General features: G+C 41.5%; 19 protein-coding genes. 16 read left to right on the top strand and 3 right to left on the bottom strand.

Annotation, left to right across the window (positions count from 1 at the left end):
• The first annotated feature begins 21 nt into the window (after positions 1 to 21).
• The 3 genes from ligA (at position 22) to pruA (ending at position 4,869) form a co-directional block, all read left to right on the top strand.
• Complete coding sequence (ligA, locus tag ABES02_RS09490; protein WP_430133445.1) at positions 22 to 2,028, top strand: NAD-dependent DNA ligase LigA; 2,007 nt, start codon at positions 22 to 24, stop codon at positions 2,026 to 2,028.
• A gap of 15 nt (positions 2,029 to 2,043) precedes the next feature.
• Positions 2,044 to 3,204 carry a CamS family sex pheromone protein gene (locus ABES02_RS09485; protein WP_430133442.1) on the top strand — a complete coding sequence of 387 codons (1,161 nt, stop codon included), beginning with the start codon at positions 2,044 to 2,046 and terminating at the stop codon, positions 3,202 to 3,204.
• 117 nt (positions 3,205 to 3,321) lie between these two features.
• Positions 3,322 to 4,869, top strand: a complete 1,548-nt coding sequence (gene pruA, locus ABES02_RS09480; RefSeq protein WP_430133439.1) for an L-glutamate gamma-semialdehyde dehydrogenase — start codon at positions 3,322 to 3,324, stop codon at positions 4,867 to 4,869.
• 158 nt (positions 4,870 to 5,027) lie between these two features.
• Here the strand turns inward: pruA and ABES02_RS09475 are convergent, their stop codons facing one another.
• Positions 5,028 to 5,837 (bottom strand): hypothetical protein, encoded by an 810-nt coding sequence (locus ABES02_RS09475; RefSeq protein ID WP_430133436.1) that lies wholly within the window; start codon positions 5,835 to 5,837, stop codon positions 5,028 to 5,030.
• Positions 5,838 to 6,026: 189 nt separating this feature from the next.
• On the opposite strand from ABES02_RS09475, the gene ABES02_RS09470 reads away from it, so the two are divergent.
• Both ABES02_RS09470 and ABES02_RS09465 read left to right on the top strand, forming a co-directional pair.
• Positions 6,027 to 6,287 (top strand): hypothetical protein, encoded by a 261-nt coding sequence (locus ABES02_RS09470; RefSeq protein WP_430133433.1) that lies wholly within the window; start codon positions 6,027 to 6,029, stop codon positions 6,285 to 6,287.
• A gap of 18 nt (positions 6,288 to 6,305) precedes the next feature.
• Positions 6,306 to 7,292: a hypothetical protein gene (locus ABES02_RS09465; RefSeq protein WP_430133430.1), complete on the top strand. Its 987-nt coding sequence runs from the start codon at positions 6,306 to 6,308 to the stop codon at positions 7,290 to 7,292.
• Positions 7,293 to 7,332: 40 nt separating this feature from the next.
• Here ABES02_RS09465 and ABES02_RS09460 read toward each other — a convergent pair whose 3' ends face one another.
• The gene (locus ABES02_RS09460; protein ID WP_430133428.1) at positions 7,333 to 8,478 is read right to left on the bottom strand and encodes an acyltransferase family protein; all 1,146 of its coding nucleotides are present in this window, start codon (positions 8,476 to 8,478) and stop codon (positions 7,333 to 7,335) included.
• Between the two features lie 211 nt (positions 8,479 to 8,689).
• Here ABES02_RS09460 and nirB point away from each other — a divergent pair, with 211 nt between their 5' ends.
• From nirB to ABES02_RS09425, 7 genes are all read left to right on the top strand, one after another.
• Complete coding sequence (nirB, locus tag ABES02_RS09455; protein WP_430133426.1) at positions 8,690 to 11,101, top strand: nitrite reductase large subunit NirB; 2,412 nt, start codon at positions 8,690 to 8,692, stop codon at positions 11,099 to 11,101.
• Positions 11,102 to 11,107: 6 nt separating this feature from the next.
• Entirely contained in the window at positions 11,108 to 11,431 is a 324-nt protein-coding gene (nirD, locus tag ABES02_RS09450; RefSeq protein ID WP_430133423.1) for a nitrite reductase small subunit NirD, read from the top strand.
• Between the two features lie 25 nt (positions 11,432 to 11,456).
• Positions 11,457 to 12,878 carry a uroporphyrinogen-III C-methyltransferase gene (gene cobA, locus ABES02_RS09445; protein ID WP_430133420.1) on the top strand — a complete coding sequence of 474 codons (1,422 nt, stop codon included), beginning with the start codon at positions 11,457 to 11,459 and terminating at the stop codon, positions 12,876 to 12,878.
• A complete protein-coding gene (locus tag ABES02_RS09440) occupies positions 12,875 to 13,513 on the top strand; it encodes an NAD(P)-binding protein (RefSeq protein ID WP_430133417.1) in 639 nt (212 codons plus the stop codon). The genes cobA and ABES02_RS09440 overlap by 4 nt, the downstream gene beginning before the upstream one ends.
• A gap of 175 nt (positions 13,514 to 13,688) precedes the next feature.
• Entirely contained in the window at positions 13,689 to 15,281 is a 1,593-nt protein-coding gene (gene aceB / locus ABES02_RS09435; RefSeq protein WP_430133414.1) for a malate synthase A, read from the top strand.
• Positions 15,282 to 15,317: 36 nt separating this feature from the next.
• Positions 15,318 to 16,601, top strand: a complete 1,284-nt coding sequence (gene aceA / locus ABES02_RS09430) for an isocitrate lyase (protein ID WP_430133411.1) — start codon at positions 15,318 to 15,320, stop codon at positions 16,599 to 16,601.
• Between the two features lie 130 nt (positions 16,602 to 16,731).
• Positions 16,732 to 17,166: a YueI family protein gene (locus ABES02_RS09425; RefSeq protein ID WP_430133409.1), complete on the top strand. Its 435-nt coding sequence runs from the start codon at positions 16,732 to 16,734 to the stop codon at positions 17,164 to 17,166.
• 41 nt (positions 17,167 to 17,207) lie between these two features.
• On the opposite strand, the gene ABES02_RS09420 is transcribed toward ABES02_RS09425, so the two are convergent.
• Positions 17,208 to 17,660: an OsmC family protein gene (locus ABES02_RS09420; RefSeq protein WP_430133406.1), complete on the bottom strand. Its 453-nt coding sequence runs from the start codon at positions 17,658 to 17,660 to the stop codon at positions 17,208 to 17,210.
• Positions 17,661 to 17,750: 90 nt separating this feature from the next.
• On the opposite strand from ABES02_RS09420, the gene ABES02_RS09415 reads away from it, so the two are divergent.
• The 4 genes from ABES02_RS09415 to gatA all read left to right on the top strand — a co-directional run bounded on the left by ABES02_RS09415 (position 17,751) and on the right by gatA (position 20,607).
• Positions 17,751 to 18,251, top strand: coding sequence for a VanZ family protein (locus ABES02_RS09415; protein ID WP_430133403.1), 501 nt, complete (start codon positions 17,751 to 17,753; stop codon positions 18,249 to 18,251).
• Positions 18,252 to 18,268: 17 nt separating this feature from the next.
• Positions 18,269 to 18,691 (top strand): FosM family fosfomycin resistance protein, encoded by a 423-nt coding sequence (fosM, locus tag ABES02_RS09410; protein ID WP_430133400.1) that lies wholly within the window; start codon positions 18,269 to 18,271, stop codon positions 18,689 to 18,691.
• Positions 18,692 to 18,843: 152 nt separating this feature from the next.
• Positions 18,844 to 19,137, top strand: coding sequence for an Asp-tRNA(Asn)/Glu-tRNA(Gln) amidotransferase subunit GatC (gene gatC / locus ABES02_RS09405; protein ID WP_430133397.1), 294 nt, complete (start codon positions 18,844 to 18,846; stop codon positions 19,135 to 19,137).
• Positions 19,138 to 19,149: 12 nt separating this feature from the next.
• Positions 19,150 to 20,607: an Asp-tRNA(Asn)/Glu-tRNA(Gln) amidotransferase subunit GatA gene (gene gatA / locus ABES02_RS09400; protein WP_430133394.1), complete on the top strand. Its 1,458-nt coding sequence runs from the start codon at positions 19,150 to 19,152 to the stop codon at positions 20,605 to 20,607.
• Positions 20,608 to 20,610: the final 3 nt, after the last annotated feature.

Raw genomic sequence — 20,610 nt, 5'->3', positions numbered from 1 at the left:
GTTAATGAAAGGGCTGGGTATATGGACCTTCAAATCGCTGAACAGAGAGTGAATGAGCTTAGAAACCTATTAAATCAATATGGCTATGATTATTATGTATTAGACCAGCCATCCGTTCCGGATGTGGAATATGATCAGCTAATGCAGGAGTTATTGGAACTTGAGGAAAAATTCCCAGAGCTAAAAACACCAGATTCTCCTTCCGTTAGAGTTGGCGGCGCCGTGCTTGATGTATTTGAAAAAGTTGAGCACCGTACTCCAATGTTAAGCCTCGGGAATGCTTTTAACGAGCAGGACTTAAAGGATTTTGACCGCCGCATCCGCCAGGCTGTCGGGGATGATTTTTCATATGTATGTGAACTGAAAATTGACGGACTGGCCGTTTCATTAAGATATGAAGAGGGAATGTTTATTCAAGGAGCCACTCGCGGGGATGGAACGATTGGGGAAGATATTACCGCTAACCTAAAAACGATTAAATCCATTCCATTGCGCTTACGGGAAAATGTCTCATTAGAGGTTCGTGGTGAGGCGTACATGCCAAAGCGTTCCTTTGAATCCTTGAACCAAGTACGACATGACCGAGGTGAGGAGCTATTTGCCAACCCTCGTAATGCCGCCGCGGGATCACTAAGACAGCTAGATCCGAAGATTGCTGCTTCTAGAAAACTAGATGTCTTTTTATACGGAATTGGTAATACCGGAGAAAGCGGTGTAGTTTCGCACAGTGAAGGCCTTGATTATTTGGATCATCTTGGTTTTAAAACAAATAAAGAAAGAAGAAAATGCACAACGATTGATGATGTAATTGAATACGTCAATAGCTGGGTCGAAAAACGGCCGCACCTTCCATATGAGATTGATGGAATTGTTATAAAAGTAGATTCCTTACAACAGCAGGCAGCACTCGGAACAACAGCTAAAAGCCCACGCTGGGCAATTGCTTATAAGTTTCCGGCTGAAGAGGTTGTAACAACTTTAATAGATATTGAACTTAGCGTTGGAAGGACGGGTGTCGTAACACCAACTGCCATCTTAGAGCCGGTGAAAGTAGCTGGGACAACCGTGCAGCGTGCCTCGTTGCATAATGAAGATTTAATCCGTGAAAAGGATATAAAAATTGGTGATAGGGTGGTCGTTAAAAAAGCGGGCGATATTATTCCTGAAGTAGTCAATGTCCTTGCTGATCAACGGACAGGAAAAGAAGTAGATTTCCACATGCCAACCCATTGTCCTGAGTGTGAAAGTGAACTGGTCCGTCTAGAAGGTGAAGTAGCATTAAGATGCATTAATCCGAAATGTCCTGCTCAAATCCGCGAAGGTTTGATTCACTTTGTCTCAAGAGATGCGATGAATATTGATGGGCTTGGGGAAAAGGTCATTAGTCAGCTTTTTGCGGAAAAATTAATCAGTGATGTAGCCGATATTTATAAGCTTACCCGTGAACAGCTTTTAGCGCTTGAACGTATGGGCGAAAAGTCGGTTTCTAATTTACTGAAGGCAATTGAGGCATCGAAAAGCAATTCACTTGAAAAGCTGCTCTTTGGTTTAGGAATCCGGCATGTTGGGGCGAAAGCGGCAAAGACCTTAGCAATCAGTTTCGGCACTATAGATAAGCTGGCTGCTGCATCCAAGGATGACTTAATCGCGATTAACGAAATTGGTGATAAAATGGCCGAATCGATTGTGGCCTTTTTTGAACAAGAAGAAGCCGGTGAGCTTGTCCAAGAACTTATGACCGCTGGGGTCAACATGGAGTACAAAGGAGCAAAACCAGTTACCGCTGAAGAGTCTGATTCTATTTTTGCTGGGAAGACTGTAGTCCTTACAGGTAAGCTTGAGCAGTTATCGAGAAATGAAGCGAAGGAAAAAATTGAAGCACTCGGCGGCAACGTAGCCGGAAGCGTAAGTAAGAAAACCCATCTCGTTATCGCAGGTGAAGATGCCGGATCTAAATTAGCCAAGGCTCAAGAACTGGGAATCGAAGTATGGGATGAGGAGAAGCTTTTAGTAGAATTAAATAAATAAGAAGGTGTTATCAACGTGAGAAAGCTCTCATTACTCGCTCTCTCCCTTGTCTTTTTGCTGAGTGCATGTGCACCGAATTTTCAAAAGCAAAATGAAGAGGTTCAAACAGAGGAGAAAGTGAAAGGGAAGGCGATTATTCCTAAATACAATATTTCGGACAATTATTATCGAACCATCCTGCCATTTGAGCCCGGGGAAGCACGCGGAATGGTTGTTAATAATATTAATACTCGCTATGACCTGAATGAATTTGAAACGGGTCTAATGCGAATTGCCCAAAATAGTTTTAGTACTGATAAATATTATTTCCGTGAAGGTCAGGAAATTAAAGGAAAGACGATAAGGCTTTGGTTAAACCGCAAATTTACTGATCCACAATTAAAGGGGGAAGGGCTCAAGGCCTCAGATAATATTGGATTAAACCCGGTTGACACGGCACCGGCTGGCAGCGAGCCATCTTCTCCCGTTTATTTGGCTCATATTTTAGAGCATGATTATTTAACAAAAGATGATAAGGGAAATGTTTCACTAGGCGGCGTTACAATTGGACTGGCCCTTAATTCCATTTACTACTATCAAACTGTAAAAGATGGCCCTGTTTATGAGAAAAAAATTCCCTTCGCCGATATGGAAAGGGAAGGCAAGAAAATGGCCGAAGAAGTGGTCAAACGTATGCGTGCCATAAAGGGCTTATCAGACGTCCCAATTACGATTGGTTTATTTGAACAACAAAGCAAGTCGTCCGTGATTCCAGGAAGGTACTTTGCATACTCAACGGTAGATAAAGGCAGTCAAACGTTAAATGACTGGGAAAAGGATAATGAAAAATATTATTTGTTCCCTTCAACGGATGCTCAGGAGGATCACCGGGATGATGTAACGGCCTTCCTAAACTTTAAGCAGGACGTGGAAGAATATTTTCCTAATTTCAATGGAGTCATTGGCCGAGCGTTTTACGTTGGAGATCAATTGCAGGATTTAAATATTACCATTCCAATTCAATTTTATGGAAAAACAGAAGGAATTGGTTTTACCCAGTACCTAACAGGTTTAGTGATGGAACATTTTCCTAAATACATCTCTGTTTCTGTTAGTATTACGTCAGTCGACGGTCCTGAAGCCTTAATTGTCCGCAAGGCAAATGAAGACGAACCGTTTGTTTATATTTATCAATAAAAGACCGGCCGCTGTGCCGGCTTTTTTTGTAAATATAATCATTTGAAACAATGAAATTATTGCTGTAGAATGAACATTGGGTGTAAACGTTTCAATACATAGGAGGGTTTCAGAACAATGGTACAACCTTACAAACACGAACCATTTACAGATTTTACGGCAGAAGAAAATCGCCAGGCATATCTTAATGCGTTAAAAACAGTAGAGGGATATTTGGGACAAGATTACCCTCTTGTTATCGGCGGAGAAAAAATTACGACTGAAGATAAAATCGCCTCTTACAATCCTGCTAATAAAGAAGAATTGATTGGCCGAGTTTCAAAAGCGAACCAAGAGCTTGCTGAAAAAGCGATGCAAGCAGCAGTTGAAGCTTTTAAAACATGGAAGAAAACTAAGGCAGAAGTTCGTGCAGATGTGCTTTTTAAAGCAGCAACAATTATTCGCCGTCGCAAGAACGAATTCTCTGCTCTTTTAACTAAAGAAGCTGGAAAACCATGGAGAGAAGCGGATGCTGATACAGCAGAAGCAATCGACTTCCTAGAATATTATGGCCGTCAAATGCTGGCACTGAAAAATGGCGTACCAGTAAACAGCCGTCCAAATGAATTTAACCGCTATGACTATATTCCACTAGGAGTAGGAATCATTATTTCTCCTTGGAACTTCCCATTAGCGATCATGGCTGGAACAACCGTTGCGGCAATCGTTTCTGGTAATACAGTTCTATTAAAGCCGGCTTCAACAACTCCAATCGTTGCGGCTAAATTTGTTGAAGTAATGGAAGAAGCAGGTCTTCCTAAAGGTGTCCTAAACTTCGTTCCAGGAAGCGGAGCAGAAGTGGGCGACTATTTAGTTGACCATAAAGATACTCGTTTCATCAGCTTTACAGGTTCACGTGATGTAGGTCTTCGCATTTTCGAACGTTCTTCAAAGGTAAACCCTGGCCAAGTTTGGATGAAGCGTTTGATTGCCGAAATGGGCGGAAAAGATACAATCGTTGTTGATTCTGAAGCGGATCTTGAGCTTGCTGCACAATCCATCGTTGCTGGTGCGTTTGGCTTCTCAGGTCAAAAATGTTCTGCATGCTCACGTGCTGTCATCGTTGAAGATGTATACGATCAAGTTTTAAATCGCGTTGTAGAGTTAACGAATCAATTAACTGTTGGAGATCCTACTGAGCAAGGCGCATTTACGGGTCCAGTTATCGACAATAGTGCATTCAAAAAGATCATGGAATATGTTGAAATCGGTAAAGGTGAAGGCAAATTAATGGCCGGCGGTGAAGGCGATGACTCTAAAGGTTACTTCATTAAGCCAACTATTATTGCAGACCTTGCTCCAGATTCTCGCATTATGCAGGAAGAAATCTTTGGCCCAGTGGTTGGTTTCACAAAAGCTAAGAATTTCACAGAAGCCATTGAAATTGCTAACAACACAGAGTATGGCTTAACAGGTGCTGTTATCACGAAAAATCGTGCCCACTTAGAGCAAGCTCGTGAAGATTTCCATGTCGGAAATCTATACTTTAACCGTTCTTGTACTGGTGCAATCGTTGGCTACCAGCCATTCGGCGGCTTCAACATGTCAGGAACAGACTCAAAAGCAGGTGGACCTGACTACCTATTGCTTCACATGCAGGCTAAAACTACTTCTGAAATGTACTAAGAAGGATAAAACCTCTTCTCTAGATTTGAGAAGAGGTTTTTTTGATGTAAAAGTTATATAAATGACAAAACTCAATATGAAAATCAGGCAAATGTCTTTCATAAACTGAATGAAGGACAAAACCCATCAAGAAACCCAGAGAAATGTCCTTCACAAGGTTAAGAAACTCTTATTACAAAAGGAACCGTAAAGACTTTCCCCTTTTGCTGAAATTGCCCCCAAATTTTATAGATTCCCTTATCAGGAAAAATAGTCATAAACGTAACCTTCGGTCCATTCCCTTCCATGGTCATTGGATGAATATGCAGGTATTTTTCGGCATCACCGCTCATCGAAACAGCATGGCCCATTGCCCCTAAATATGGCTCCAGATCTTTAATCGGTTTATTGGTTTTAGCATCATGGATAGTAAATGTCAGATGTGAAGTTTCTCCAGCCTTCAAATTTACAAACGAGAGCGAGATTTTTTTATCCTCAATCACTTTAGTTAGCTTCTTATCAGGGATGAGAGGCACTCCCTTTGCTGGTTCACCCTCTATCTGAACCCACTTGCTTTCCACACTAGGATCACCACCGCCCTTAGGTGTGAATTCGGAGAGGAGTTTGAAATCTCCACCTGAGGGGAATACCGTAGTGATATCAAATTCTCCATTTCCTTTATATTCAGGATGAATATGAGAAAAATAAGATAAATCCTTGCTAACTATAAATAAATGCATTTTTTTCTCATGAACAGTTTCGAAGGATTTAATGGGGTTTCCCGCTTTATCCATTATCAAAATTGAAACGGGCAGTTCTTCGTTCGCTTTCGGATGATCCGAGATTTTCCATTCAGAATTTGTTGGCACCACATTTGTGGGAGTAGCACTCATTTGATGGTCCATCGTAGACTTAGGCACTTTTATTGAATTACATGCAGATATAAGCAAAGTAGATAATATTAATAGGGGAATAATAAAATGTCGCAAAAGTCATACTCCTTTCAGACTAAGGTCCATTTTATTAATATACAATTCCTATTAAATCCAATGCAAGAATTTTTTGTAAGTAATCTACTCAACAATAGTTAATATAATGATAATATAGAGAAGAAGTCACAATAATACTGAAACAATTTTACGAAATAATTCGTCATTAAAATAAAGAAGTGATTATGTTTGAATTGCTCAATTAATGGAGGAACTGGCCAGTTGATACCGTTCTATTTATTACATGTTACAGCAGTTGCCCATAGTGAAAATTTGCTTTGGACTTTTTTATTATGCAACATTTTTGTTGTCGCCTCTGGAATTGTTTTTATGTATCGATTATTTACACAAAGAAATGCTCGGATAGCGGGAATTACGTTTGGAATTGCCATAGCGATTAATTATATCCTTATCGCTATTTATGGGGATATATTTGATTTACTTGGTTAAGCGAAGGGGGAAGGTATATTGAAATATTATCGTTTGTGGGTAATTGCCTTTTTATTAAAATTCATTGGTTCCGCATGGGATGCCTCCTATCATTTTAAGTATTTATTTGAAGAATACTCCATACCTCATATCGTCAATACGATGGGATTTGCTCTTGGGGCCATCTTGCTCATCCAAGAATGGCGGCGCTCACATTATATGGATCGTTTTTCAAGAAACCTTATAACCATCGGCTATGCACTATTTTTAATTGGAATTCCCTTAGATTTTACTTATCATATTGCCTACGGCATTGATTTAACAACATGGAGCCCGACTCATTTTATTTACTACATTGCCACTGATATTATGATTTTTGGCGTTTGGCGAGGCTACTATATTTATAGTCGGGACGTGCAACCAACGTGGAAGTCCATGCATACGTGGTTTGCGATGTTTCTTCTTGAATGTTTCTTGTTTCCAAACATGCAGCAGGAAAATGGAGCGATTTCCTATGACCAGTATATTCATGGTAAATCAATTGCCTCAAATGAAATACTAGAATTAATCTCAGACCCGGCCTCACAAATATTTGGCGGCATACCGGAATGGGTTTATCCGATTTATTCCGTGCTAATGGTAGCCTCCTTAACCATTATTATCATTAGGATTTATCGTAATTTTTCTATTCCTGTCGCGGCAGCGGCCCTATATATCCTGCTAAGATTTGTTGGTAAATCCATCTTTGCTGCAGTAAACTACCCAACTTCTTATGTTCCGATTACGATCATCTTGATTCCTCTCTTCTTTTTCTTATTTAAAAAAACCAACTGGCTGGCAGGCCTTATGGGGAGTGCAGCCTACTTTCTTGTTTTATTTGCCATTCATCGGTTTGGCATTCTAATCACTCCTCCGTTGGTATTATGGGAACTTGTCCCTGTTGCATTAATTGGTGCCATAGCCCCCGTTTTGAATTCACTGGTAAAACCATTCACTCTTTTGAAAAAAAATAAACAGCCAGCCTAATGAGAGAGGGTGCCCAAATAATAAATGGGCACCCTCTTCTTTATGATTGTGAAATAGCATTACTAGCAGAGCCTTTCTTTAAAATTGCTGTACTTTTTATCCCAAACAAAAATCTCAAAACAGGAATGCGCTTAATCACTAGCTGATAACAAAGCATAATCACTACAAACGAAACCGTTATCAGAAAAATAAGCTTAGCGGGCATTGGCCACGACAAATCATAAATAAGATATCCAAGGAACACAATGACAGGCTGGTGCAGCACATAAAAAGGCATCGAGGCTTCACTGCCATATTTTAAGAAACGGTTTGGAAAAGCTAAATGTTTGTCTGCCAAAAAGAAAATACATAACAGCCAGCTCCAGCAATTTAACGCATGAACAGAATAAAAAATAATGTCGTTAATTGTACCTGGCTTCGGGAATGCCTTCATAAACCATATGATGAAAACAATGGATGTAATAATAGCGATACTAAAATGAATCCTAATCGTTCTTCGAAGAGCAGGTTTAAATGCTTCATTGGATAAAAAGTAATAGCCATAAATAAAGAGGACTAAATAAAAAATAATATCCCATCCGCCTAAATTGACTGTTTTAATCGGTCCTACTAAAAACAACAAAATAGGTAGGATGAAAAAATGAATCATACCAAACTTGTTATACCTGCTTATTTTTTTAAAAAGAGGCAAGGTAAGAAGTGAAAATACCATAAGAACAAGTAAGTACCATAAATGCAAACCAAAAAAAGCAAAGTTTCCATCTCCGCCAATACTTAAATACAAACCGTCAAAATAATGAGGGAGGAAGTCAAAAAAAGAGCCATTAAACTGATTGTGAGTAACACGTTCAATGAAAACTTGTGGAGGGGTCAAGAATACCACTCCAAACAAAAGCGGTACTCCAAGTCGTACTAGTCTCTCTCGAATATACACGGATCCGGTTCGCCTCTGCAGGGTATAGACTACACTTATTCCAGATACAGCAATAAAGATGGGCATAAGCCAGGAGCCAACAAACAGCGAAAAGGCTAAGATTCCGCCTGAGTCTAGTTGATTGTTTTTCACATGCCACGGAAAGGGATTGAAGAACATCGAGCAATGATAAAGAAATACGGCAAGCGTTGCTAAGACGCGAATCCAATCTAAATCATATTGTCTAGTAGTTGAAAAAATAGATTTTTCCATATAGCCCCCCATTTATTCTAAAATATTCCATTTTTAAACTTATTATCCAGCAAAATAAGGTTTATGACAATAATGTGAAACCATTCACAGATGTTGTTTAAAAGTGACGAACGTCACAAATTTTTCGCTGACAGGTAATTACAATATATCTATAGAGAAAAATATGAAAAACGTAATTAATGAACGACTAATATATAGGGAGTGACCCAACATGAAAAAATTAGTGATGATCGGAAACGGAATGGCTGGCGTTAGAACAATTGAAGAAATTCTTAAACTAGCACCAAAACAATTTGAAATAACTATTTTTGGACAAGAACCGCATCCAAACTATAACCGTATTAAATTATCATACATCCTGCAAGGGGATGCCAACTTTGATGAAATCATTATTAATCCTTTAGATTGGTATAAGGAAAATCATATTCAATTATTTACAGGTGAAGCTGTAGTCAAAATCGATGTGGAAAAAAAACGAGTGATTAGCAACCAAGGCCGTGAAGTAGAGTATGATGAATTGATTATTGCCACAGGATCGAATTCTTTCATTCTACCAATTCCTGGCGCGGACAAAATCGGCGTGACCGGATTCCGTGATATTAATGATTGTGAAATGATGATCAAATCAGCCAGTCAATACAAAAAAGCAGTAGTAATCGGCGGCGGGCTCCTTGGTCTTGAAGCAGCTAGAGGCTTACTGAACTTAGGAATGCAAGTAGATGTCGTTCACCTTATGCCGCATTTGATGGAACGCCAATTAGATCCAATTGCTTCCTCCTTATTAAAGGCGGAACTAGAGTCACAAGGCATGAACTTTTTGATGGAAAAACAAACAGTTGAGATCCTTGGAGACGAGCGTGTGACAGGCCTGCGCTTTAAAGACGGCTCTGAAGTGGAAGCAGACCTTGTGGTCATGGCCATTGGGATTAAGTCCAATACAGAAGTAGCTAAAAACAGCGGCATCTATGTAAACCGTGGAATCGTTGTGAATGATTTTATGGAAACAAGTACACCGCATGTGTACGCAGTTGGGGAATGCGCAGAACACAGAGAAATGGTTTATGGCCTGGTTGCGCCGTTATATGAACAAGGCAAAGTGCTCGCAAACCGTATTTCTGGAATGGTTGGAGAGCCCTATACAGGGTCCGTGACCGGAACGCAGCTCAAGGTTGCAGGGGTTGATCTTTTCTCTGCAGGAGAGATTTTTGAAGATGGTTCAACAAAATCGATCATGGTTTACAATGAATTCGAAGGCATCTATAAACGAGTTTTAACAAGAAATAATACGATTGTCGGAATTGTGATGTATGGGGAAACAAAAGACAGTACAAGGTTATTCCGAATGCTGACGAAAAAAGAAGATATCACTGGTGTTTCGATTTTTCAAACAGAATGCAGCGCTGAGGCAGGTGGGGATGTGGCCTCCATGCCAAATGATGAACTGGTTTGCGGCTGTAACGGAGTCACAAAGGGCGCCATTGTCGAGGCGATTAAAACACAAGGCTTGACTACACTTGATCAAGTAAGCCACTGCACGAATGCAGGACGTTCTTGCGGACGCTGCAAACCGATGGTCAGCCAAATTCTTGCCCATACACTTGGGGACCAATTTGATGCTGCAGCTGCCCAGAAAGCAAGTATTTGCGGATGTACAGCCTTAAGCCGCGAGGAATTGATTGAAGAAATCAAAGTTAAAGGCTTAACCAGTGTGAAAGAAGTCATGAATGTGCTGGAATGGAACAATGAAGAGGGCTGTACGAAATGCCGTCCGGCGATTAACTACTATCTTGGCATGCTTCACATGGATGAATATAAGGATGATCGTGATTCTCGTCTTGTAAATGAAAAAATGCATGCGAATATCCAAAAGGACGGGACGTACTCTGTTGTTCCAAGAATGTATGGCGGAGTGACAACGGCAGCGGATTTGAAAAAAATTGCTGAAGTTGCTGAAAAATATAATGTTCCTCTTGTAAAATTAACAGGAGGACAGCGGATTGGATTATTCGGTGTCAAAAAAGAAGACCTGCCAAATATGTGGGAAGAGCTTGACATGCCATCTGGATATGCTTATGGAAAAACGCTTCGCACGGTAAAAACCTGCGTCGGCGCCCAGTTCTGCCGCTATGGTACACAGGATTCAATGGCGCTTGGAATTGAGCTTGAAAAGAAATTTGAACGTCTCGATACACCGCATAAAGTAAAAATGGGGGTATCCGCTTGCCCAAGAAACTGTTCAGAAGCAGGAATCAAGGATATCGGCTTTGTCGGTATTGATGGTGGTTGGGAGATTTATGTGGCCGGTAACGGCGGTGTCGATCTTCGCCCAGGAGATTTGCTATGTACAGTCAAAACGCAAGATGAAGTAATGGAAATGACAGGTGCTTATTTGCAATACTATCGGGAAACAGCGAATTACTTGGAGCGTACATCTAAATGGGTGGAGCGCGTGGGACTTGAACACGTAAAAGAAGTTCTAGCAAACGCCGAAACGCGTAAAGCCTTGAATGAGCGAATGGATAAAACATTGAAAAAATATAATGAACCTTGGAATGAAGCGATTCAAAGCGAGGAAATTAAAGATAAATATTATTCTAAACACACTGTTAAGGTGGGGGAGTGATTGAACATGCTGCAAACAATAACTCGGATTCCAGTTGCACACTATTCAAATGTTAAAATGAGAGCAGGCTATTCAATTAAAATAGATAACACGGAAATTGCCCTATTTAAACTATCGAATGGCCAAGTGTTTGCCATCGAAAATCGCAGTCCCCACCCAAAAGGCGGTGTCCTTTCTGAAGGACTTGTCAGTGGTAATTACGTGTACTGTCCAGTCTATGATTGGAAAATCTCGTTGCTAGATGGAAATGTCCAGGCACCGGATGAAGGACAAGTCCGAACGTTTAAGGTAGAATTAGAAAATGATATTATTTTTGTAGTACTTGAATAGGTAAACATGGAGGGATGGCTGCACGATGAAAAAAGGAAAAGTATTTTTAGTTGGAGCAGGGCCGGGGGATATCGGGTTAATTACCGTAAAAGGATTAGAAGCAATCAAGCAAGCGGATGTCATTCTTTATGACCGGCTTGCCAACCCGAAGCTATTGGAATATGCCCCTGAAAACAGTGAGCTGGTCTATGGCGGCAAGCTGCCAGAGCGCCATTTTATGCGCCAAGAAAATATTAACGATTTTTTGGTTGAAAAAGCCTTAGCAGGCAAGGTGGTTGTCCGTTTAAAAGGCGGCGACCCTGGCGTTTTCGGCCGAGTTGGCGAAGAAGCGGCCGCCCTGGCTCAGCATCAAATTCCTTTTGAAATCGTCCCAGGTATTACATCCGGGATTGCAGCCCCCTTATATGCAGGGATTCCGGTCACACATCGGGCGCATGCAGAATCGTTTGCTGTCGTTACAGCCCATGATAAATCCCAGGACGGTAAACCGAATTTGGATTGGGAAAGTCTCGCCCGAGGCGTTGATACGATTGCGTTTTACATGGGTGTAGGGAATTTACCGTTCATTTGTGAGAATCTTATTCGCTATGGAAAACCAGCCACAACACCGGTTATTTTGATACAGTGGGGTACGTTTGGGCGGCAAAAAACGCTCCAGGGCACGCTTACTGATATTTCAGAGAAGGTTTTGGAAGCAAAGTTCAGCAACCCATCTATCATTCTTGTCGGCGGGGTCATTTCCATTCGCGAAAAAATTAGCTGGTTCGAGAAAAAGCCCTTGTATGGCAGGCAAATATTACTTGCCCGTACAGGCACTAGCCCAAGTGAATTGGCAAAAGATCTGATGGAACAGGGCGCCGATGTGATTGAATTTCCAAAATGGAAAAAGATGACTGTTCCAGTTGAACTTACAAAAGCGACGGCCTCTGAAAAAATTCTATTTGCATCACCAGAAAATGTGGAAGAATTTTTCTCAGCAGTGTTTGACCAACAAATGGACATTAGAACGATTAGAGCAAGCTTTTTTGGAGCCTCTAGCAAAACCATCAAGGCATTAAATAGGCTTGGATTTACAGCAAATCTAGCAGATGAGTCAAGGGATTATCTTGTTGTCGGCGACGCAAGCATTCTGAATAAAGGCTATAAAAATGTGTTGGTAACAAGCAAAAAAGAAATCGACCAGCAGTTTCTGCCTATTTTTAAAAGAATGATTGGAGAAGCAGCTTTGAACACATTGATCTTCCCTAGCAGCGCCGCGGTCGAGCCATTTGTGGAAGCATTGAACGATTGCGGCCTAGAAGTTGAAGCGTTTCTGAAGGATTTAGAGGTTATCAGCATGGGAAGACAAACAATGGCGGCTGTTGAAGCTGCAGGCTTGCAGTCGGATGGCATGCCGGAGCAGGCAACCAAGGAAGCCCTATTGAAATATTTAGAGGTTGGCCAATGAGCTCATTCTATCCGGTCATGTTACGGCTTGAAGGTAAAAAAGTAGTAGTGGTTGGCGGCGGTAAAGTTGCCGAGCGGAAGGTATCAGGGTTGCTCGAGAGCGGTGCCCACCTTACTGTCATTAGTCCTGAGGCAACAGCGGCAATTCAAAGACTTGCCGGCGAGGATAAAATTGTCTGGCAGCAAAAACTATTTTCGGTTGAGGATATCCAAGATGCCTTCATGATCTTTGCAGCGACAAATGATCGGCAATTAAATCAACTTGTGAAAGACTGTGCTGATGATCAACAGCTGGTAACGATAGCTGATGATCCTAATGAATCAAATTTTCACCTTCCTGCCCTTTTCAAGCGTGGTCGTTTATGTATTGCTGTTTCGACTGGCGGTGCCAGTCCAACGCTTGCAAGAAAAATCCGCGAGCAGCTTGAGCAGCAGTTTGATGAGTCGTATGTGGCTTATATGGATTTCTTATTTTCAAAACGACAATGGATTTTGGAAGAGGTAAAGGATGCCTCTTTAAAAAAAAGATTGCTAACTGCCATCGTCAGTCTAGATTCTTTAAATAGTGAAAGTCGAGAAAAGGATTTTCAAAGATTATATAAAGAGCTTGATTCTGAAGCAGGTACCTTAGATTGAGGTACCTGCTTTTTTTATACCTATGCTAGTACAAAAGAAGTAAACAGTACGACTAAAGGATTATTTTACCTATTTTTATAAAATTTTCAGAAAAGTAGTTCCATTTTTAAAAAACGTGTTATATAATACAAAACGAGGCAAGTTACTGTATTATAACAAAGAGGTGATCTAGTTCATGTCGACGCAAACGACTGGAATTGAAGTGGTTGGGGCTATGAAAGCCCAGTATGAAGAGATTTTAACGCCAGAAGCCTTGAGTTTTATTGAAGAGTTGGAGCGAAAGTTTGGGGGCCGGCGGATTGAACTGTTACAAAACAGGCAAAAACGCCAGGAGGAAATAAACCACGGTCAACTTCCCGATTTCCTTCCAGAAACAAAGCATATCCGCACAAGTGAATGGACGATTGCCCCGATTCCACAGGACATCCAAGATCGCCGGGTTGAAATTACCGGCCCAACTGACAGAAAAATGGTTATCAACGCTTTGAATTCTGGTGCCAAGGTATTTATGGCTGATTTTGAGGATGCCACTTCACCGACATGGGAAAACATCGTCGAGGGACAAATCAACTTAAGAGATGCAGTGAATCGGACGATTAGTTTTGAAAATCCAAATGGTAAGAAATATGTGCTTAACGAAGAAACAGCTGTACTTTTCGTACGGGCACGCGGACTTCACTTAGAAGAAAAGCATGTGCTATTGGATGGCAAACCGATTTCAGGAAGCATTTTCGATTTCGGAATGTACTTTTTCCACAATGTAAAAAATTTACTGGCAAGGGGAACAGGCCCTTATTTTTACCTGCCAAAGCTTGAAAGTCATCTAGAAGCACGGCTTTGGAATGATGTGTTTGTTTTTGCACAAGAAAAGCTTGGGATTCCAAAGGGAACCATTAAAGCAACAGTATTAATCGAGACGATCATGGCTGCATTTGAAATGAATGAGATTTTGTATGAGTTAAGGGATCACTCAGCCGGATTAAATTGCGGCCGCTGGGATTACATTTTCAGCTATTTGAAAAAGCTTCGCAACTGCGAGGATGTCATTCTTCCGGATCGTTCACAGGTAACGATGACAGCGCCGTTTATGCGCTCCTATTCATTACTTACGATTCAAACCTGCCACCGCCGTAAGGCACCAGCGATGGGCGGAATGGCGGCGCAAATTCCAATCCGAAATAACCCTGAGACGAATGAAGCAGCATTTGAAAAGGTTCGGGCTGACAAGGAGCGGGAGGCACGCGACGGCCATGATGGAACATGGGTTGCGCATCCGGGTCTAGTTCCGGTGGCATTAGAAGTCTTTAACCGCGAAATGCCGGTTTCTAACCAAATTCATACAACAAAGCAGCAGAAAATCACGGTTACGACTCAGGATATACTCGAAGTACCAGGTGGCAAGATTACCGAAGAAGGCGTTCGGGTCAATATCAATGTAGGAATTCAGTATGTCGCTTCTTGGTTATCAGGAAGAGGAGCAGCGCCTATCCACAACTTAATGGAAGATGCCGCAACCGCTGAAATTTCACGTGCACAGCTTTGGCAATGGATCCGCCACCCGAAAGGTGTTCTAAATGACGGCAGGAAGGTAACCGCCGAAATGTATGAGCAGTTTAAAACAGAGGAATTGGAAAAAATCCAGCGGGAAATTGGTGCACAAGCCTATGCTGAGGGCCGATTTGATGAAGCTGTTAATCTATTTGATGGCTTAATTTTAAATGATGAGTTTGTAGACTTTTTAACTTTACCTGGATATGAGAGTTTATAAAAAAATTATTAATAGATTAATAGGGAGGAATTTAACATGAAAAATTCAAGAGTAGCAGGTTTGCAAGAAAGCTGGGAGTTAGATAAACGCTGGAACGGGATCACAAGACCATATACGGCTGAGGATGTTATCAAGCTTCGCGGCTCCATTGACATCGAACATACTTTAGCAAAAAAAGGCGCTGAAAAGCTTTGGAAGCTATTAAACGAAGAGGATTACATTAACGCCCTTGGCGCCTTAACGGGTAATCAGGCCGTTCAGCAAGTAAAGGCCGGTCTGAAAGCCATTTACTTAAGCGGCTGGCAGGTTGCAGCAGACGCTAACCTTTCTGGCCATATGTATCCAGACCAAAGCTTGTACCCTGCGAACAGTGTACCAAGCGTCGTCAAACGAATTAACCAAGCCTTGCAGCGTGCCGACCAAATCACTCATTCTGAGGGCGACAACTCCATCGACTGGTTTGCTCCAATCGTAGCCGATGCCGAAGCGGGCTTTGGCGGGCAATTAAACTGCTTCGAATTGATGAAAGGGATGATTGAAGCAGGGGCATCAGGCGTTCACTTTGAAGATCAGTTATCTTCCGAGAAAAAATGCGGCCACTTAGGCGGAAAAGTATTGTTGCCAACCCAGACGGCGGTTCGCAACTTGATTGCTGCCCGTTTAGCAGCCGACGTTATGGGTGTTCCTACGGTGTTAGTTGCCCGAACTGATGCAAATGCTGCTGATTTAATCACAAGTGATATCGATATGAATGACGCTCCATTCATTACAGGCGAGCGCACACCGGAAGGGTTCTTCCGCACGAAAGCTGGGATCGATCAAGCGATTGCCCGCGGTTTAGCTTACGCGCCATATGCCGACCTTATCTGGTGCGAAACTTCTGAGCCAAACATTGAGGAGGCTCGCCGCTTTGCAGAAGCAATCCATGAACAGTTCCCTGGCAAACTATTAGCATACAACTGCTCCCCTTCATTCAACTGGAAAAAGAAACTTGACGAAGAAACGATTGCGAAATTCCAGCAAGAGCTTGGTAAAATGGGCTACAAGTTCCAATTCGTGACCCTTGCTGGCTTCCACGCATTGAACCACAGTATGTTCGAGCTAGCTCGCGGCTACAAAGAGCGCGGCATGGCAGCCTACTCCGAATTACAGCAAGCGGAGTTCGGCAGCGAGCAGCACGGGTACACAGCAACACGTCACCAACGTGAGGTTGGTACAGGTTACTTCGACCAAGTATCCATGGTCATCACTGGCGGAACGTCTTCTACAACCGCTTTGAAGGGTTCTACCGAAGAAGAACAGTTTACTGCAAAACAATAAACATTTGTATTCGAGTCCTTCTCTCCTAATAGGAGGGAGGGATTTTTGTTGTATAGTGTTTTTTTGGAGATTCACATTTAATTGGTTATTATCATACATAATAATAGCCTTTTATATGGAGTTGATTTTTTTGAAAAAGCAAACCGTGGAAGAGGTCTTGCAGCAAGGAATCCATGGCCCCTTAGAAACAAAGCCAGATGAGCGGCGAAAATACTTAGGAACATTGCGTGAGCGGATTATTGTGGCGCTGTTAAAAAGCCAAGTAGCAGAAACAAAGATTTATCCCCAAGTGGAGCGGTATATGAAGGAATACCCTGGATCCCATCTTTTTCTAAATGGGAGCATGAGCTATGAGAATCTATCCAAGTATGTAAAAATCGCTACCAAAAATAAAATCGAACATACCATTGTAACCAATAAAAGCCATGATACTGAGTTTGGCTTAATCTTGGCGATGAACTATGCCATTGATAAAGAGGAAATACTTATTACGAAAAACTCCCCCGCAACACAAAAGCCAGCAAAAAAGAAAAAGGGACTATTTGCAAGGATTTTTAAAAGGTAAGTCTAACAGAAAGGCGTAGTCCCAAACCGGATCTACGCCTATTATTCTGCAGCAAGGACAACATTTGCCTGCAATTCAATTTCAACATTCCCTTGTACAGCACGGCTAATCATACAAGAGGCTTCCGCTTTTTTGGCAAGCCGATGTGCTAATTCAACATCTTTTTCGGAGGCATCCGATCTTAAAACCACAAGCGGTTGGTGAATTATCTTTTTATAAGTAATTACCCCTTTGGTAACATCGACAATACCTTCAGATTCCATCGTTAAGTTTTCTTTCTCAAGCCCACTGCGTTCCATGATGGCGGCAAGAGTAATGATATAGCAGCTTGCGGCAGCCCCTAGGAGCATCTCATCAGGATTGGTGCCAACCCCTGGGCCCTTCATTTCAGGTGGTATTGAAACTTTCGTCTTCAAATTCCCGGTTTCAATTTCGCCGACATCATTCCGTAATCCCGGCCAGACAGCTTTTAAATGAAAGTGATGTTCCGCCATTATAAATTCCTCCTTTTTAAACTGGTACACGATTGAAAATATATGGTATTTTTATATGGCCTATGTAAATTATTTTGGAGCAGTGTACGAATGAACATATTAAAAAAATTTGCTTTAACCCTAGTTTTGTTTCTTTATTTAGCCATACTTACTAAACTTATTTTATTTAAATATATTCCTTTATCTGAGATTATTCATCATTTTAATTTTACCTATAATGAATACCACTGGCGCTCCAACAATTTTGTTCCTTTTAAAACCATCTACTTTTATCTGTACCTAGCCGATATTAATTTTATTATTAGAATAGAGAATTTGGTAGGAAACATTATTGGCTTTGCCCCTTTAGGGTTCATTTTACCATTATTATCGAAAAAGTTTCTAAAAATGAAACCGGTCATTCTTGCAGCTTTCAGCCTAAGTTTAACTTACGAAATCCTGCAGCTGTTATTTGAATTTGGCAGCTTTGATGTCGATGATTTAATTTTAAACACCTTTGGAGGTTTCTTGGGCTTCTTACCTATTAAAATTATTCATTTTTTCTCCAAATCCCAAAAAAAGCAATCTAAAAAAAGAAAGAAAGTAAGCTAATGACAAGGGGTGAATGTATGTCTGTAAAAGGATTAAACCATTTCCTTTTTTCTGTTTACAACCTAGATGAATCAATTAAATTTTATCAACAGGTTTTTGATGCGAAACTGCTCGTGAAAGGGAGACGCACAGCTTATTTTGACCTAAATGGAATCTGGCTTGCCCTTAATGAAGAAAAGGATATTCCCCGAAATGAAATCTACCAATCTTATACTCATATCGCTTTTTCAATCGAAGATGAGGATATCCTTCCAATGTACGAGAAACTGAAAGGATTGAACGTCAACATCCTTCCCGGCCGCGAAAGGGATGAAAGGGATAAACAGTCGATTTATTTCACCGATCCTGATGGACATAAGTTTGAATTTCATACAGGAACGTTGCAGGACAGAATGGACTATTATAAGCTGGAAAAGACACATATGGAGTTCTACGAATAAAAAGGGAGCCTTGCTCCTTTTTTTCATACTAGTAATCTAAAATACCCCAGAATTGTTAATACTGATGGAGTAATCATTGCAGTAAAGCGGAAAAGTTTGATATTATCAATATTAAAATAATACTGAAAAAAGGGAATGGGGGGTTAAGATATATGTCACGAATTTCCACTGAACAGGTTAAACATGTTGCCAATCTGGCTCGATTAGCGGTTACCGAAGATGAAGTTGAAAAATTCACTAAACAGTTGGATGCGATTATTACTTTTGCAGAACAGTTAAATGAATTGGATACGGAAAATGTAGAACCTACATACCACGTACTTGATTTGAAAAACGTATTGCGGGAGGACATTCCAAAAAAAGGATTGCCGCGTGAAGAGGTACTAAAAAATGCGCCGGAGCATCAGTACGGACAAATAAAAGTACCATCGATATTGGGAGAGTAAGGAGGTAAAAAAGTGAGTTTATTTGATTATAAAGTTTCAGACCTGCACGAACTTTTACATAAAAAAGAACTTAAAGTTTCAGACCTTGTTGATGAATCGTATAAACGAATTGCCCAGGTCGAGGACAAAGTCCAGGCTTTTTTAACGTTAGACGAAGAACGGGCGCGCCTTACAGCGAAATCGCTTGATGAAAAATTGCACACGGATGGATCAACTGGATTGCTTTTTGGCATGCCGATTGGATTGAAAGATAACATGGTAACAAAGGGCTTACGGACAACCTGTGCGAGTAAGATTCTTGAAAACTTCGATCCAATCTATGATGCAACTGTTGTGCAGAAGCTACAGCAGGCAGAAACAGTTACCATTGGTAAGCTAAACATGGACGAGTTTGCGATGGGCTCTTCCAACGAAAACTCACGTTTCCAAAAAACACGTAATCCATGGAATCTTGAGACGGTTCCAGGCGGCTCTTCGGGCGGTTCAGCAGCATCCGTCGCCGCAGGAGAAGTTCTGTTTTCATTAGGTTCCGATACAGGCGGTTCCATCCGCCAACCGGCTTCTTTTTGTGGAGTGGTTGGAATGAAGCCGACTTATGGGCGCGTTTCCCGTTTCGGCCTTGTCGCGTTTGCATCTTCACTTGATCAAATCGGACCAATTACCAAAACCGTTGAGGACAATGCATATCTTTTACAAGCCATTTCCGGTTTAGATCCAATGGATTCATCCTCGGCGCCCGTTGATGTACCAAACTTCGCCAGCGCCCTGACAGGTGATGTGAAGGGTTTAAAGATTGCCGTTCCGAAAGAGTATTTGGGTGAAGGTGTTAGCGAAACAGTACGTCAATCTGTGTTAGACGCATTAAAAGTTCTTGAAGGCCAAGGAGCAGTCTGGGAAGAGGTATCGCTTCCTCACTCGAAGTATGCTCTTGCAACCTACTATTTACTTTCATCCTCGGAAGCGTCAGCAAACCTTGCCCGCTTTGACGGTGTCCGCTACGGCTACCGTGCTCCGGATGCTGAAAGTTTAATCGATTTATATAAAAAGACCAGGGCAGAAGGCTTCGGTGAAGAAGTTAAACGACGGATTATGCTCGGAACATTTGCGCTTAGCTCGGGCTACTATGATGCTTATTATAAAAAGGCGCAGCAGGCTCGTACTTTGATTAAGAAAGATTTTGAAGATGTCTTTGAAAAGTATGATGTCATTGTAGGTCCTACAACGCCAACACCTGCCTTTAAAATTGGCGAAAAGATCGATGATCCATTGACGATGTACGTCAATGATATCTTAACGATTCCTTTAAACCTTGCGGGTTTACCAGGAATCTCAATTCCATGCGGCTTCGACGGCGGCTTGCCGCTAGGGTTGCAAATCATCGGCAAGCATTTTGATGAAGCAACCGTTTACCGTACTGCCCATGCGTTTGAGCAGTCAACAGATTTTCATAAACAGAAGCCAGGATTGTAGGGG

It is taken from the genome of Neobacillus pocheonensis (assembly GCF_050477905.1).
Taxonomy (GTDB): domain Bacteria; phylum Bacillota; class Bacilli; order Bacillales; family Cytobacillaceae; genus Neobacillus; species Neobacillus pocheonensis_A.
The sequence above is the reverse complement of the archived record's forward strand: the minus strand, read 5'-3'. Positions and strand labels throughout refer to the sequence as shown.

Coding starts and splice junctions, on each gene's coding strand:
- ligA (WP_430133445.1), top strand. CDS start 22: ATGGACCTTCAAATCGCTGAACAGAGAGTGAATGAGCTTAGAAACCTA.
- pruA (WP_430133439.1), top strand. CDS start 3,322: ATGGTACAACCTTACAAACACGAACCATTTACAGATTTTACGGCAGAA.
- ABES02_RS09460 (WP_430133428.1), bottom strand. CDS start 8,478: ATGGAAAAATCTATTTTTTCAACTACTAGACAATATGATTTAGATTGG.
- nirB (WP_430133426.1), top strand. CDS start 8,690: ATGAAAAAATTAGTGATGATCGGAAACGGAATGGCTGGCGTTAGAACA.
- nirD (WP_430133423.1), top strand. CDS start 11,108: ATGCTGCAAACAATAACTCGGATTCCAGTTGCACACTATTCAAATGTT.
- cobA (WP_430133420.1), top strand. CDS start 11,457: ATGAAAAAAGGAAAAGTATTTTTAGTTGGAGCAGGGCCGGGGGATATC.
- ABES02_RS09440 (WP_430133417.1), top strand. CDS start 12,875: ATGAGCTCATTCTATCCGGTCATGTTACGGCTTGAAGGTAAAAAAGTA.
- aceB (WP_430133414.1), top strand. CDS start 13,689: ATGTCGACGCAAACGACTGGAATTGAAGTGGTTGGGGCTATGAAAGCC.
- aceA (WP_430133411.1), top strand. CDS start 15,318: ATGAAAAATTCAAGAGTAGCAGGTTTGCAAGAAAGCTGGGAGTTAGAT.
- ABES02_RS09420 (WP_430133406.1), bottom strand. CDS start 17,660: ATGGCGGAACATCACTTTCATTTAAAAGCTGTCTGGCCGGGATTACGG.
- ABES02_RS09415 (WP_430133403.1), top strand. CDS start 17,751: ATGAACATATTAAAAAAATTTGCTTTAACCCTAGTTTTGTTTCTTTAT.
- fosM (WP_430133400.1), top strand. CDS start 18,269: ATGTCTGTAAAAGGATTAAACCATTTCCTTTTTTCTGTTTACAACCTA.
- gatC (WP_430133397.1), top strand. CDS start 18,844: ATGTCACGAATTTCCACTGAACAGGTTAAACATGTTGCCAATCTGGCT.